Source organism: Mucilaginibacter mali (assembly GCF_013283875.1).
Classification (GTDB): Bacteria; Bacteroidota; Bacteroidia; order Sphingobacteriales; family Sphingobacteriaceae; genus Mucilaginibacter; species Mucilaginibacter mali.
In genome coordinates this window covers 307579-322923 of record NZ_CP054139.1, presented here as the reverse complement: position 1 = coordinate 322923, position 15345 = coordinate 307579, and the positions used below count along the sequence as shown (strand labels likewise).

General features: G+C 47.6%; 9 protein-coding genes. 1 reads left to right on the top strand and 8 read right to left on the bottom strand.

Annotated features, from left to right (window positions below):
- Positions 1-30 precede the first annotated feature (30 nt).
- From HQ865_RS01590 to HQ865_RS01570, 5 genes are all read right to left on the bottom strand, one after another.
- On the bottom strand, positions 31-1197 hold the full coding sequence (locus HQ865_RS01590) for a glycoside hydrolase family protein (protein WP_237073694.1): 1167 nt from the start codon (positions 1195-1197) through the stop codon (positions 31-33).
- A gap of 19 nt (positions 1198-1216) precedes the next feature.
- Entirely contained in the window at positions 1217-3931 is a 2715-nt protein-coding gene (locus HQ865_RS01585; RefSeq protein WP_173413206.1) for a glycoside hydrolase family 78 protein, read from the bottom strand.
- 192 nt (positions 3932-4123) lie between these two features.
- Complete coding sequence (locus HQ865_RS01580; RefSeq protein WP_173413205.1) at positions 4124-7627, bottom strand: malectin domain-containing carbohydrate-binding protein; 3504 nt, start codon at positions 7625-7627, stop codon at positions 4124-4126.
- Between the two features lie 540 nt (positions 7628-8167).
- The gene (locus tag HQ865_RS01575) at positions 8168-10915 is read right to left on the bottom strand and encodes an alpha-d-galacturonidase (protein ID WP_173413204.1); all 2748 of its coding nucleotides are present in this window, start codon (positions 10913-10915) and stop codon (positions 8168-8170) included.
- A gap of 249 nt (positions 10916-11164) precedes the next feature.
- A complete protein-coding gene (locus tag HQ865_RS01570; RefSeq protein WP_173413203.1) occupies positions 11165-12718 on the bottom strand; it encodes an MGH1-like glycoside hydrolase domain-containing protein in 1554 nt (517 codons plus the stop codon).
- Between the two features lie 201 nt (positions 12719-12919).
- On the opposite strand from HQ865_RS01570, the gene HQ865_RS01565 reads away from it, so the two are divergent.
- A complete protein-coding gene (locus tag HQ865_RS01565) occupies positions 12920-13744 on the top strand; it encodes an MBL fold metallo-hydrolase (RefSeq protein ID WP_173413202.1) in 825 nt (274 codons plus the stop codon).
- A 1-nt stretch (position 13745) separates the two neighbouring features.
- On the opposite strand, the gene HQ865_RS01560 is transcribed toward HQ865_RS01565, so the two are convergent.
- Genes HQ865_RS01560 through HQ865_RS01550 form a run of 3 tightly spaced genes read right to left on the bottom strand, consistent with a single transcriptional unit; the run spans position 13746 to position 15283 of the window.
- Positions 13746-14750, bottom strand: coding sequence for a type II toxin-antitoxin system HipA family toxin (locus tag HQ865_RS01560; RefSeq protein WP_173413201.1), 1005 nt, complete (start codon positions 14748-14750; stop codon positions 13746-13748).
- Positions 14737-15072, bottom strand: coding sequence for a HipA N-terminal domain-containing protein (locus HQ865_RS01555; protein ID WP_173413200.1), 336 nt, complete (start codon positions 15070-15072; stop codon positions 14737-14739). The genes HQ865_RS01560 and HQ865_RS01555 overlap by 14 nt, the downstream gene beginning before the upstream one ends.
- Positions 15073-15076: 4 nt before the next feature.
- Positions 15077-15283 carry a helix-turn-helix domain-containing protein gene (locus HQ865_RS01550; RefSeq protein WP_237073692.1) on the bottom strand — a complete coding sequence of 69 codons (207 nt, stop codon included), beginning with the start codon at positions 15281-15283 and terminating at the stop codon, positions 15077-15079.
- Between the last annotated feature and the right edge of the window lie 62 nt (positions 15284-15345).

The window sequence follows — 15345 nt, the reverse complement described above, 5'->3', positions numbered from 1 at the left end:
TGTGTCCTTTGTGGTTAAATTGCCACCTCGCTATTTTTTCTTAACCGGCGGCGCTATAAAATTCACCTCGCTTTTGCCCATATCTTTTGATGTAGCCACCGCTATACCCCGCTGGTCGGCTTTGTTTACCGCGCAGTAGAAGTGGTATACCACACCTTTATACTTCACCACGAACGATTTATGCGCGAACTGGTCATCGTAAGGTTCGCTCGACTCGATCAGGTTGTCGCCCTTCCATTCGGTCCAGTTCACTAAATCGTATGAGCAGGCAAAGCGGTTGAACGCGCCCTTGGTATCTTTCCAAAACGCACCGAAATAGAACATCACCCACAGGTTACCTATCTTTTGTAGGTATGGGTCGCCGGTGATGCCGGTATGGTGGTTCAGCACCGGGTTTTTGCCGAAGCGGGTCCAGTGCAGCATATCGTCGCTGGTGGCCATGCCAATGCGTTCGGCGCCGCGTTTTTTGTTCAGGCTATCGCCGTTGGCATTATAATACATCACAAATTGGTGGCCGGTATGCTTGGCCTTATCCCAAATTATGGTCTCTTTATAAAGGGTGTGGTTATCCCACCAGCTTACGTTCTCGTCGGTAGCCATCAGTACGGGGTGGTCGGTCCTGTCCCATTCGTGCACGGTTGACGGGTCTTTGCTGGTAGACGCGATACCGATAGACAACAAGCCTTTCTCATACCCCTTATCATGCCCTCCGAAATAGCTCATCCAGTATTTACCCTGATATTGCTGCAGGGCGTAACTGCCGCCCCAGGCCGGATCCTGCAAAGCAATGTAGCCTGCTTTTTGGTTAGCATCCCAATTAGCGGCCGTACTATCGCTGAACGACATGATGCGGCCTTTGGTTTCCCAATGTAACAAGTCCTTACTTTGGGCCAGCCAGGTTTCGTAACCGCGGCCGGTGAAGATGAGGTAGGTCATAAACCATTCGTTACCTTTGCGGAACACGCTTGGGCAATCGGTTTTTTTGGAGTTATCATCCGTGGCGATAACCAGGCCGTATTTGTAGGGCGTTTTTATTTCGTTATAGATGCCCTGCATGGTTTTATCGCTCACGGTGGCGGGCAAAGCGGCGGCCTTTTTTGCGGCTGTGGCTTTTGTTTTTTTGCCCTGTGCAGATGCAGACAGGAAGGCACCCATGGCTAACAGTAATGTAAACAGCTTGATCGTACGTTTCATCATATTCTTATTTTGGGGTGCATTATTGGGCGGTGAACGTATAATTACCCGAGCCTACGCCTAATATCGCTATCCCTTTATTGTATCCTATAAATTCAAATCCTTTGCGGTTTTTATTGTTTTTATCGCCCAGGGTAATGTTGGCTGCATCTTTACATGGCATGTAAACGGTGGCGGTAGTGTTAGCAGGAATACTTACCGACAGCACAAATTTATCGCCCTGCTTTTTCCAACTGCTGGATATAACGCCATACGGTGATTGATAGTTTGCCGATGCCGATGTAACATCGCCTACCACCTGCGGCTTTATCTCTATCTTTTTAAAGGCCACACTGCCTTCGCCCTGCCTGATGCCCGACAGCCCGGTATAGAACCATTCCATCAAATGCCCCAGCATAAAGTGGTTGTTGGATACCGATGGGAGCGCGCCCCAGCTTTCGGTCAGTGCTGTTGCGCCATGGGCCAACTGGTAACCGTAGCCCGGCACATCCGAGCGGTTATTCATAAGGTAGATAACATCCGAGCGCCCGGCCTCATCCAGTACAGAGATAAGATAATGGAAACCGATATCGCCGGCAGTGAGGGCATAGTTATGTTCTTTTAGTTCTTTAACAATGTTTTCAATAACGGCAGGTTTATCCTTATCATCAACCAAACCCATATAAACCGACATGGCATTGGCCGTCTGGCTGCCGGTGCCGTATTGTTTGATATCTGCATTAAAGAACGCTTTGTTATAAGCGGCCTTTACTTCGGTGGCCAGTTTTTGATAGGCTTTGGCATCGGCATCTTTCCCTAACAGAAAAGCTACCTTGGTGGCAATATCCAGATCGTAATAGTACATGGCCGTAGCGGTGATACCTTTTGGTGTCTGCTGTGAAAGACCGGGCGGCTTTGGCCCCTGATCGTACCAATCACCCAGGCCTTGTGTAAGGATATTGTCAACAGCCTTTGTACCCAGGTAAGCGATATAACGTTTCATCATATCATAACTCTCGGCCAGCACTTGCTGATCGCCATACCATTGATACACATACCAGGGGAAGATCACCGCGTTGCTGCCCCACTCCGGCGAATCGCGGAACGGCTCGGTGAACTGCGTAAACTCGGGTGCTATTTCGGGCACCAAACCTTCGGGTGTTTGGGCTTTGCGCATATCGTCTATACATTTCAGCGCCAGGCCATGCAAATCGTAATTATAGTGCAGCGACGCGCCTACCAAATGCGCCTGCTCCAACCAGCCCAACTTTTCGCGGGTGGGGCAATCGGTCATTACGCTGGCCATATTGCTGCGCATGGCCCAATTAATCAGGTTGAACGTTTTATTGAACAAGGCGTTAGAGCTGGCAAAACTCCCCGCTTCGGCCGCCGAATTGCGGGTATGCAAGCCTTTAATCGCTACCACTTTGGCATTAGTTTGCACCTGCACATACCTGAAACCGTAATAGGTGAACCGCGGCTGCCAACTTTCCACTTCATTACCTTTTAAAATGTAATTGCAATAATAAGGGCTCCCCGAACCCTTTTGGTTGGCGCTGCCATCTTCGTTCACCAGTTCGGCGGGGATGAGCCGAACGGTATCGCCTTTTTTGCCTTGCACCGTTACCTGCGGGATGCCCGAAAAATTCTGCCCCAGGTCATAAACCACGGCTCCGCTGATCAGCGTTTTTTGGGCAACCGGCGTAAAGGTTTGCATCACTTTCAGCGGGTCGGCCTGCTGCGCGTTCAATTGCGGTGAACCATCAACTGTTATGGCATCTTGCCATTTGGCATCGTTAAACGTATTGGTATCCCAGTCTTTTTGTTCAAGATTGGCGTTATAATCTTCACCGCCGTAAATGCTGCTGAAGGTTATGGGGCCGGGCGATGTTTTCCAGCTTTTATCGCTAACTAAATTCTCTACAGTACCATCGGTATGCTCCATCACCAAACGGCATATCAGTTTAGGATGACCATAAGCACCCGTCATTTTACGGTAGCGTTTATCGCGCGGGATATAATAAAAGCCGTTGCCCAGCATCACCCCGATGGTATTTTTACCCGATAGCAGTTGTTGGGTCACATCAAACGGCACGTATAAAGCCTGTTTGGTATACATGGTCCATCCAGGATCGAGGAAATGGTCGCCTATTTTTTTACCGTTCAGGCTTAAATCAAAATGGCCAAGGCCGCAAATGTAAAGTGTAGCTTTTTTCAATGGCGCTTTCACCGTGAAAGTTTTGCGTACCAGCGGCAACACATCATTAGCCAAACCCAGTTTTTTAGGCCCGCGCAGGTGTATCAGCGGGGTAATCACCGATGTATCGGGTATCTTATCATAAGCTATCCATTGGGCACCTTTCCAGCCGGCAGCATTTAGCAGGCCCATTTGCCAGTTGGCCGTATTGCTCCAGCCCGATGTTTGCCCATAGTTATCCCAAACCATCACCTTCCAATAATAAGTTTTAGCCGGTAGTAATGGTTTGCCATGATAAGCTACCTGTATAGATGCGGCCGAATTTACTTTTTTGCTATCCCACATCACGGCTTTGCCGTCGGTTACCTGTATGCGGTAAGCGGTTTGCAGGGTTTGCTGTTGGGTACTTTGCAATTGCCAGCTTAGTTTGGGGGCTAAGCTTTCAATACCCTGTGGGTTGGGTTTATACTCGCATTGCAATGCTGTAACTTTTAAGCTCTGCGCAAAAACCTGTGCAGAGATCAGTAATAACAGCAAAACGTATTTAAAGCAAGCTTTCATTTATTTTCTAATTAAGCGCAAATATTCCAATTCATTGCCGTCCCATTTATGGGGCAGGTTAGCGGGCACTTTCAAATGGCTTTAGCCAAATACCGCGTTTTCATTTGGCTAAAGCCATTAAATATTTCATCACAATCCGTTGACTAAAGTCAACGGCAATGAATTTTTAATTTATCAGGGGTATCCCCTTAATTACTGTACCTCCACCCCGCTTATTGCCAAACCATCGGCACCCGGCGCAGTAATTACTACTTTATAATTACCCGCGTTAATACTGGTGCCCGAAGATGTATTCACCGTACCCGATTTATTTTTAGCCACAGGTTTAAAGCTGATTTCTTCCTGCTTCATCACTGTGCCGTCGGCCGCTATCAGTTGCATTTTCCCGGCGAAGGTTTTATCGGTTTGGTTGTAATATTTTATGCGGATGGCATACAGATCGGCCACACCCGGCGCAATGGCAAAGGCCACGCTGCCCGTGTTATCCTTATTTAAACGTATCACTTTTTTTCCACTCAGCGTATCCTGTACCATGCCGCTGCCCTGTATCTGCGCCGCATCGGTATTGTAGCTGATGGTTTTACGCAGATCGGTAGCGGGTTCCATTTGGGTAACAGGTACCGCGAAAATGGTGAACATCAGCTCGCCCTTATTTTCACCCAAATTAATATTACGGGCCGGGTTAAAACGCTTGCGGTAAAGCGGCATTTTATGCCCGCCTTTATAGTCGTTCTCTATGTACAGGCCAGTAACTTCGTAATCGCGCAACCACTCGGGGCGATCTTCGGGCGCGCAGTCCATCGCTACGTATACATTCACCGGTGCTTCGTGTGAGCGAACGGAACGCACCTCGCTACCCGCTTTGTTTTCTGTCTGGATCCATTCGGCACCGAACAATACCGGGGGTAAATTGCTAAAGGTAATATCAGCATTGCTGTATTGTTTCTGCCCGATATCCAACCACCTTTTTAGCAAAGTGGGGCCGGTTAAAAGCTGCGGATATACATGAAAATCCGTATCAGCCAGGGCCCTGGTAACCTTTAACTGAGCAACCGCGATAGCCGATATAATGGCCTGGCCCGCGGCTGCATTAGGGAACGAGACTTCCAATTCTCCGCCGTTGATGTGGGCATACACTGTTTTTTTAAGGGCGCGATCATAACCTGCTTCTTTCCAAATATCCAGGTCTTTTATTTTGGTCTCGCCGTTTATGGCTACATCAAACACACGCCAGCCGGTACAATCGGTACCGCCCGCGCCGTACCATGGCTCGGTAAAAAATAACTCCACCCGGTAATCGCCATCGGGCAATTGGGTATAAAACTTCAGCTTATCCTGCCCGTACCTGAATGTTTGGAACAAGGCACTATTGTTCGTCCCTTTAATACGGTCGAACGTTCGTTGCTGACTGGCAAAAGCTTCGGGCATCTCACGATATTCGCTCGCCCATGATGATGAATTGAACCAAATGTTATCGGGTTCCCAATGGTTACCGAAGCTATCTGTGTAAGCATCGCCGCCGCAATTGATGCGCCAAACGTATTTGCTGTTGGGCACTGGTTTTAAAATATCGTCCTTCTCTTTTTCAGTTGCGGCCAAATTAGGCGCCGGTGGCAAATGGTTCAACACCACCTCATCCTTTGCTACCGGCTTTCCGTTCACATAGCCCACTGCGTATAGTACGTTGTATTTGATATCCACGCCATCCCATTGAAAGTGCGTACCGATGCCCCCCCTTTTCTTTTTACCCAGCGATGTATGGCCGATATCGTTAAACAACTCCACCTCATCGCAATTAGAATACACTACAAGGCTGTCCTTTTTCCCAGGCTTCAACCAGCGGTTAGGCCAGGTGTGCGATACGATGTAGACCATTGGCTCTTTGCTGGCTGGTACATAATTAGCGCGGTACATATAGAACGCATCGGTAGGTTGCCCCCAAATGGTGAACAGGCCTTTGTAATTTACCGGGCCAACGCGGTCCATTTCGCGCATACCCTCGCCGCCCTGGGTGCGACCGGGATTATCATGCGAATAAAGCAACCACTGAAACTGCCCCGATACCTTATCTTTTACCGCCTCGGCCAAACGAACTTTGGTTTCCATTAATTGAGCGAAGCGTTCTTCGCTGTACGGACCATTTGGGTTAAACGGCCCCTCGGTATGCAGGCCTTCGCTGCGCCAGGCGCCGTATTCGCCTACCAGGTTTTGCTTTTTTATGTCGTCGCTATAAGTAAGCGGGTTGCCACCGTAGGTGCCCGTCCAGTTTTGGGGTATGTCCCAATCGGTACCGCGGCCGCCATTGCAGGTAGTAATTTTGCGTTGCGATGATGCGGTCGGGTCGAGTTTGCGGATGATATCCGAACATTCTTTAGCGAAATCCTCGGGCAGTCGGCTTTCGTTCTGCAAACCCCAAAGGATGTTCGAGGGGTTGTTGCGACGCTCCTTCACCCAATCAACCAGCAGGGTTTTAAACTCGTCGCGAAACTCTTTAGTATCGTACCAGATATGCGCCGAATACTGCGGCCACCACAGGATGCCCAGCTTATCCCAGTAATTCTGGTATTCCAAATTATGCGGCTGGTGCGCATCGCGAAAAGCGTTGAACCCGGCAGCCTTTACCTGCATCACACGTGCCTTTACCTGCTGAGAAGTAAAGGCGTGACTTTTGCCCATCAGGTGTTCATATTCGGCAATACCATTGATGAATATCGGTTTGCCATTCAGGTAAAAACGCCCATCACTGTTCTTACGCCCAATAGGCCAACTGATCCAGCGGATGCCATAAGGTGTGGTTTGCCTGTCGGTTATTTTCCCGTTGGCTGATATTTCGGTAACCAGTTGGTACAAGTACGGATGTTGTAGGTCCCAGAGGTGTACATTGCTGAGCTTTGGTAATGTTTGGGCGATGGTGGCATCGCTGCCTGCTTCTATTTTTTTATTGGTTTGGGTTGATGCCACCAGTTTACCCGTAGCATCCAGCAGTTTTTGGATGATGCTGACGTTTGATAATGCTTTGCTGTAGTTCTTTACTTCTGTCTCCAGGTTCAGCGTAGCCGAGCGTTCGCTAACCGTAGTATCGTTCCAGATATGGATGCCGAAAGGCTGGATCCGTACCGGGTCGGTAATGATGAGATGCACCGGGCGATAGATACCCATTGGCTGCGAACCTTCAGAAAAACCGGGATCATCGGAACAAGCCCCGCAAACCCATGGCAAGTCTTTTATAAACGACGGATGATCGGCACGAACACTAAGCAGGTTGGTTTTGCCGGGCAGAATAGCATCGGTAACATCCAGCATGAACGTGGTACGGCCACCGGCATGATAGCCCACCTGCTTGCCATTCAACCAAACCGTGGCGTACGAACTTACCCCCTCAAAAAACAGGAAATAACGCTTACCCTGCGGTTGCGCTGCTACAGTAAACATTTTGCGGTACCAGGCATAGCCATGACGATTGCCGTGTTTCAGACGGCGGTAGCCCCCGTAATCGTCCCAGTTATGGGGAACGTTGACGGTTTTCCAGCTTTTATCACTGAAGCTGGTTTGTTCAAAGCCGTTATAAGTTTTGTTGCTGTTATCGTCGGCAATGGTTTTCCAGTTGGCGTTGAGGGAGATATCCTGCCGGGTGGATTGGGCTTTAAGGCTGAAAGCGGAAAGCACAAGGCATAAAGCTAAAAACAGGGCCCTCATCCTGCCCTCTCCTTTGAAAAGGGTTCTAAAAGTTCCCGCCCAGGGGGAAGGGTGCGGCTGGTCGTGTTGTGGCAGGGAGGGGCTTGTGTCGTTTGTAAATGGATGTAACGTATTGGAACCCCTCCCTACACCCTCCCTATGGGAGGGAATAGCACCTTCCCCCGCTTTTGTATTGGGGGTATGGGTAGCCCCTCCGGGGCATAGGTGTTTTTGGGGATGCGATGCTACAAACAGGTAGCCCCTCCGGGGCATGGAAACGCCCGTCTTTTTTGCATCAGCTTCCCGCGTTAGGGATGGAAACGGATACCGGCCCGTGGCTAAGGCCTTGTGCAGTATGAGCGGACAGCCCGGGCCGAAGGTAACGCCATTATTATTTCGGATCTGCATGGCTTGCGCAGGGACCTCTGCGAGAGACCCTGCGGGAACACTTAGATTGGCTGCCGGTCGGGAAGCCCCTCCCTGCCATCGGGCATTCCCTCCGCACCCCTCCCAAGGGAGGGAACTATGTTGCCGCTGACCTAAAGAGCGTCTCATTATATCCTAATTAAACAACCAACGTAAGTCCTTAATATTACCCTCATTGCTCAAGCCTGCATCATAAACAGGAACGTTGGCGGTATAGTCAACAACCCCTAAGATCAAACAGGCGCCTTTGCCCAGGGTAAGCGTATTGGTACCTGCCTTAAAGCTGAAGGTGTGCACGTTTACCGGAGGCATATTATTTATCTGTACGCCGCTGGTGATCTTCACATCAGCCTGGCCAAATTCGTTGGCGCTGGCGTCGGTCTCCAGTTGCGGTTCGGGCAGGTAACCAGGTGCTTTACGGATGAAGTAGCCCACCAACACCTTCACCGGTTTGGCCGATGTAAAGGTGAATGTGGTACCATCTTTAACCTGTTTGGCTTTATTAAATTGTATACTCTGCAGACCTTTTAATTCAGGGGCGATATTTTTAATGGTCGCCGCGGTATCGGCAAAAACCTGCGCGCCGGGAGCTAAAGTGTAACTGCTTAAACCTTTAACCATATCATATCGGGCATTAGTTAACACCACGCGCTCGGCACGCCTGGCAGCTGCCTGCGGCGATTTTAAGATATTGATATTCTTTTTAAAGTTAGCCAGTTCCTGCTGGTAAACGGGTAGCAGTTCTATCCAGGTCTTCATTTTGCCATCCTTGCCGGTGATGGGTATTTTACGCTGACTGGTTTGCATGCTATTGGCATACAGGTAGCTGTCTTTGGTTAGCTTTACAAGTTCATCAAAATATTTCAGGCTGGTCTCCATTTCGGGTACAGCTTTTTCAAGGTCGGCTACGTCATCGCTGTATTTGTAGCGCAATACCCATAGCGCGGCTTTGGCCTTGTGGGCATAGCTGTTGGCCATAGCGTTGTAACAATACATATCGTTCTTCAGTCGGACAAATTCGGCTTTATCCTTGCCTACGCCTGCCGATGCCTTTTCGGCGGCCTCTACACATTTTTTACCGTAGGCTATAATGTTATTAATCACATCAACCGGGGTTTCGCCTGTGTGCGGCTGGTGCTTCCATTCTTTTTCGGCGTATTCGCTCAACATCTCGCCCTCGGGGCCTTCGGAGTTATACAGCAGGGTGAACAAGCCAAATTTTTCGGGGTTCACCAATTGCTGCATCAGCATACCCAAAGTCATGGTTTGGCGGTTGCCGTCGGTAATACCAAAGCGGCGCAGTATTTGGGGCGATATTTCGCCGGCTTGTTCGTAGGCGTTCAGGATATCTTTGCCGTGCGCCATATCGGTACCGTATTTGGTGGCCAATTGCGCCGACCAATATTTTACCTCTCCGGCCCTGTCGCGGTGAGCGTTCCAGGCGTATCGGGCCCATTCTTTGTACCAGATCCAGTCGCGATCTATTTGCAGGATGCGTTTGCCATCTGCATTATCGGCGGTATATGGCCAGTCCCAGTACGATGCCTGCGGATACAAGTGCAGGCCGTTAGCCTCGTAAACGCTGTGCATAGCCTGCACACATTTCTGTATAAAATCGGCCGAACCATAGCGGAACGGCTCCAGGTTTGCCATGATGTGGATATTCTCTATCTGTACGGTACCGATATGGCTCAGCGTACGGTGCAGATCGGCCCATGGACCGTGCGGGGTGTAAGTGGTCAACGCCTCGCCGTTAAATTTAGCTTCGGTATACAGGTTACTGTAGATGGGTTTGGCGTACTTCATCACCTCGGGCGCGTCGGTATCATGCGCGCGAAGTACAATGGGTGGTTCCTCGGTCTTACCCAAAGCTTTCAAGCCATCTTTTACACCTGGAATAATGGTTTTAGTGAACCAGTCGATGTCATCCTGGCCAACGCCTTCCATCGCTTCGCCCAGCGCCACCAACAGACCTACATTGGGATATTTCTCAACAAAGGCCGCGATAGATTTACGGGTATAATCGGCAATAATAGGGACGATATGGCGGTTACGGTCCTGCGTTTTCAGATTGTTATGCTCGGCAAAGGGTTTAGATACGATAATGTTATAGAACATCTGAATTAGCCAGATGCCGCGCTTATCGCATTCATCGGCCAGCCAGCGGTACATCTCCTCGTTCTTTTTAAAAGTGGCGTCATCAACCTCAACGGCATATGGATAATCTTTCACCTTAACCAGCGAAGCGAACGGGTGGCCGTTCCACAGGTACAACGAGTTCATGCGGTTTTCGGCCAGCGAATCGAGGTAGCGCGACCATAGACCTTTATCGTAAAACCACGGGAAATTCTCGGGCGTGTAAGGATATTCGTAAGTACCACGACCGGGCAGCAAGGCCGGTTTCTGCATACCGATACAGGTACCGCGCAATACCATTTCGGGCTTATCTTGCATGGTAACATTTGTAGGCAGGCTGTGACTGGCCGTTATGCGATCGGCCAGTTCGATACATCCATATAAAGCGCCTGAATTATCGTTACCTATAATGTTAATCTTATTCAGGGAACTGCTAATACTGAATCCCTCTTTAAGTATGGATTTAACCGTATTTGTTGCGGCATTTTTTAATACAGCAGTATTAATATTGATTGCGATGTTGGGCATACCGGCAACCGGTTTATCGCTGCTTGCGCTTACTTTATAACCTGCTTTTTGCAAAGCCTCGGTTAGTTTTTTTACGCCATAATCAATACGGGCGTGATGGCCTTTATAAGTAACAATATTAACTGATTTTTTTACCGGCTCGGTTGCCTGCGCTGTTAAACTAATGCTGGCAGCACATAACATTAAAATGCCATACCAAAGGCTTATTCTTCTACTCATTACTTATAAAAAATTACGGCGATGATGCCTGTACGGCTATCAACCACAAAATATTTAACGGGGTATATAGGTTATCGTTTTTATTGGTTGTACGATAACCAAAATTATCAGTAGTGTGTGGTATTTTAATCTAATATATTTTCCATCTGCTGTACGAATTTAGCATGGATTGGGGTATTGACCGGGTAAACGAGGTAAAATCCGACAAAAACATAGCGAGGGGTTTGAAACCCCTCGCTATGTTTTGTATTATGTCATCTTCACCAGTATATGCTTCAGTGCATTGCCACGGTATATCATTTTGCCATCCGCATAAACGCTCAGGCCTTTGCCTTTTTTATAGTGAGTGCCGGTTTCGTCCCAAAGTATGCTGATGATTCGGCCATGGTAAAGCACATTATCCAACCCGAACCATTTCCATTTGCCCTGCGGTACCAGCGGCGATACTTCCAGCATATTATCGGCGCGTGGTTTAAAGCCAACAAGATCGTTGATCACCAGGTCTACAAACCCCGAGTGGTTGTAATAGCTGCTGCGCGGGTTATCGCCTTTCAGCCAGTAGCCGGTCTTTTCGTCCTGGTATTCGCCAAGGTAAGGCACACCACGTTTAATGTGCGACAGGGCGTATTTATGCAGTTCATCGTAAAAAACCGCCGGGGTCATACTTCCTTTGTTGGTATAATTGGTAAGCAGGTTAGATAAGCCCTTTAAGGTTTGCGTAGTAGCAAATGGCCATACCGCGCCATCCCATTCGCAGCTATGCCCATTGCCATGGGTGCGGAACAGCGGATGACGACGTTCGGCAGTGGTTAGTCCCCAGGGGGCTTTAAAGCCTTTTTCGTCTAATAACTGGTCCCATTGTTTGGCGTAGGCGGGTTTATCATCGGGCAGGCTAAAATACCATGGAATGAAGCCCAGTTCTTCGCGGGCACCGGCAAATTTTCCATTGGGGTGTTTGGCTTCAAAGAAACTGGCTTCGGCATCCCAAAGGCTATCCTGCGTCAGCTTTTTCATCATGACGGCCTTCTGGGTGTATTTGGTCTTAAGCGAATCTATTCCTGCCAAATCGGCCATTTTTGCTAGTGCCACTGCGTTGCCGTACATATAGCTATTGATGGTTGGCCGCCGGTTTTTATCCTTTCGACTGCCGCTGATGGATTCTTCCATCGCGTCCCTTACATCAAACTGGTAGAACAGGCCCGATGGTAGTTGTTTCTCGGTTTCCCAAAGTTTGTAGTCTTTGTTTAACTCTGGCAGTATCTTTTCGATAAATCCTTTATCCTTATTTACCAAATAGAAGTTGTAAACCGCGTTATCAACCCAGCTACTAAAATTGTGGAACTTTGGCTTAGGCTGCTTCGGATCGGTATATAGCCAAAAGTTAATATAATCCTTAATATACTGTGTATCGTGAAGCCAGCGGCCTTCATAGATTTGATGCCCCAAAGCGCTGCTGCCACTGTTATAAATGCCCGAGAAACTTACCGGGGTGATAAACTCATCGAAAATAAAACCATCCGGGGTTTGCTTCAGATGCTTGCGGAATGTCCACCAACGATAATAGTAGATACGCTGAATAGCCGAATCGGGGCAATCGAAAATGGGCGCGTTCTTAGCCAGGAAATCGTAAGCTTTATCGTTGGTGATATAGTTTTTAACCGTTTCGGTATCGATGGCGTTGAAGTAATTGATATTGCTTTTCAGCTTATCCAAACTTAAAATGCGTTTTTGCTGCGCGTAACCTTGCGAGGCTGCAAGACCTAACACCCCAAGCGAAAACAGTAAAATTTGCAGCTTTTTCATCTTCAATATAACGGTTTTAATTATTGGCTTGTTATTAACCGGGAACAAATAAAACTAATGTTTATGGTTAGCTTGTACTATACCGTCCTGCCCGCTGCGTAACAGTTTTAGTACACGGCAAAGCACTGTGCTAAAAAAATTTGCAAAAACTTTGTACACCGCGTTGCACTTCGACCTAAAATCGGTTATTTTGCAATAGCAATGTCAGTATTTATTTGTTCACTTAATTCGGGCAGTAACGGTAACTGTTACTATGTTGGCGACCAGCGCGATGCCGTGTTGATAGATGCCGGCATATCCTGCCGCGAAACCGAAAAACGCATGCTGCGTGCCGGCTTAAGCATGAGCAAGGTGCGCGCCATCTTTGTATCGCACGAACACTCCGACCATATCCGTGGCATCCCGGTTATTGCTAAAAAGTACGATCTGCCGGTATATATCACGCCCGGTACCCTCAGTAATTCGGGCTTTTTACAGTTAGAATTGCCTAAGCATCATGTAATGTTACTACAGGCCTTTACCGAAATAAGTATCGGTCAACTGGTAGTTACATCGTTCCCAAAAATTCACGACGCGTTGGAGCCGCATAGTTTTATCGTATCTCGTGGCGATATTAAAATTGGCATATTTACCGATCTGGGCGATGTTTGCAGCAATTTGATAACACACTTTAAACAATGCCATGCCGCGTTTTTAGAAGCCAATTACGATGAGCAAATGCTTGACCAGGGCCGCTACCCATGGCACCTGAAGAACCGTATCCGCGGTGGGCGTGGACACTTATCCAACCGGCAGGCCTTGCAATTATTCCTTGATCATCGCCCTCAACATTTAAGCCACCTGTTATTGGCGCACCTATCGCAGGATAATAATAACCCGCAACTGGTGCAGCAATTATTTGATGGGCATGCCGGTGGGGTGCATGTTACCGTAGCATCGCGCCATGTAGAAAGCGCGGTTTATATTATTGGCGATGGGGCTGGTGCAACGGTAAATAAGGTGGAGCAATTGGCGATGAGTTTTTAAATTACCGCATCAACAGGTTCATCTTTTTATAGTAATGATCTATATAAGCTTTTTTAATAGGCTCCTGTAAATAAGAGTTTGCGGTTAACTCTACCACCTTTTCCTGCCTGGTTATAAACGGCAATAACAATGCTTCAATTCTTTTAGGTGCCAGGCCAATAACTTCGCCAAACCGGTAAAAATCATCTTTTATGGGGTGGCCTGTTCTTTCCCAAATCACTGATTTTGATCCATTTGCAAACAACCCTTTTTGAAAAGCAAAGTCGCTATCATCTACGTGAATTTTAGTATTCAGCAGATCGTACGCCGGGCTAAGTATAAAATCGCCCTGTTCGGTCTCTAATAAAGCAAAGTTTTTGAGATGCGCGTCGCCGTTTGAGAACAGAAAGTTAAAAAGTACCAGCGAGAAATATTTCTCTATTTCTATCCGCCAGGCCGGCACAAACCTTTTTATTAAAACAGCGATCTCTTCGTAGCTCGATTCGTATTTAAAATCTAAGCCGGCGGTTTCTTTGCTTTTACCGCCTAAACTGGCAAAATCTTCTTTACGCCATTTGCTGCCATCGGGCTTAACATCAAAGCGTTTGGTAATGTAAACCGGTTCGCCGCTGTTAAAAAAAACCAAGCCATTTTCGGCGGTGTTTATGCCATAAACCTGCCTGGCAATTTGCATGGTTAAATGCTCGTTAGCCGGTAGCTGGTCTACTTTTTTCACATCGCGCGGAATAGGTTTTAAAATATAAGTGCCCTGCTCCCCGCTTTCTGTCAGGCGCAGCGTTTTTTTTTGCAGCAAAAAAGAAAGTTTTTCCTGCACGCCCGATATGGATAAGCGCTTCCGGTTCTCTACAAATTTCTCTGCATCATCTTCATTAACCTTTGGCGAACTGTATATTAAAACATGGCTCACTTTACGGCCATTAAATAACCTTTTCAACCCAACCGGGCTGTAGGTATGATACCCCGGGGCTAATGTTGCCGGGCATGTATTTATTTCAGGCACCGGCATTTTCAATAGGTTTAACAGTTATAGCACCAATGGTGTCGTAACGGGCAGTAGCCAATAAAAAACCGAAGCTATCATTTTCATCTATTTTTAATTGCCGGCTTTGCAGGGTGCGGTTAACACCTTCGGCCAGCATGTTATAAAAAAAGGGAAATAAAAACGCGGAGTGATATTCTTTTTGGCTTTTGGGCAAAGTAAGGCTAACGGCCGGCAACGATGGGTTGTTAAAGTAAGCACCATCATAAACAAAGCTGTAATTATCCCTATCGGCCTCGGTAAGTACCCCTGCCAGTATATGATTATAAAAAACCTGCGCCGCTCTCATTCTATTAATCTGTTTTCTTAACTTCAAGCTTCAATTCCAAGCCCAAAACTTCGGCTATTTTATTAATTACAGTTAGGGTTGGGTTCGCTTCGTTCCTTTCAATTTTATAAATAGTATTTACACTTATTTCGGCAAGTTCGGCCAAATAAGGCTGGGTAATTTTAAGCTGCTTACGCCTTTGCCTGATGCTTTTACCTATATCCACCAACATTATAATGTGATTTTTATTTAAAATTAGATATAATTATTATACAATACAATTAAAATCATAAT

Bases quoted from the DNA above. Each gene is read 5' to 3' on its own strand.
- HQ865_RS01590 (WP_237073694.1), bottom strand. From the start codon at position 1,197: ATGATGAAACGTACGATCAAGCTGTTTACATTACTGTTAGCCATGGGT.
- HQ865_RS01585 (WP_173413206.1), bottom strand. From the start codon at position 3,931: ATGAAAGCTTGCTTTAAATACGTTTTGCTGTTATTACTGATCTCTGCA.
- HQ865_RS01580 (WP_173413205.1), bottom strand. From the start codon at position 7,627: ATGAGGGCCCTGTTTTTAGCTTTATGCCTTGTGCTTTCCGCTTTCAGC.
- HQ865_RS01575 (WP_173413204.1), bottom strand. From the start codon at position 10,915: ATGAGTAGAAGAATAAGCCTTTGGTATGGCATTTTAATGTTATGTGCT.
- HQ865_RS01570 (WP_173413203.1), bottom strand. From the start codon at position 12,718: ATGAAAAAGCTGCAAATTTTACTGTTTTCGCTTGGGGTGTTAGGTCTT.
- HQ865_RS01565 (WP_173413202.1), top strand. From the start codon at position 12,920: ATGTCAGTATTTATTTGTTCACTTAATTCGGGCAGTAACGGTAACTGT.
- HQ865_RS01560 (WP_173413201.1), bottom strand. From the start codon at position 14,750: ATGCCGGTGCCTGAAATAAATACATGCCCGGCAACATTAGCCCCGGGG.
- HQ865_RS01555 (WP_173413200.1), bottom strand. From the start codon at position 15,072: ATGAGAGCGGCGCAGGTTTTTTATAATCATATACTGGCAGGGGTACTT.
- HQ865_RS01550 (WP_237073692.1), bottom strand. From the start codon at position 15,283: ATGTTGGTGGATATAGGTAAAAGCATCAGGCAAAGGCGTAAGCAGCTT.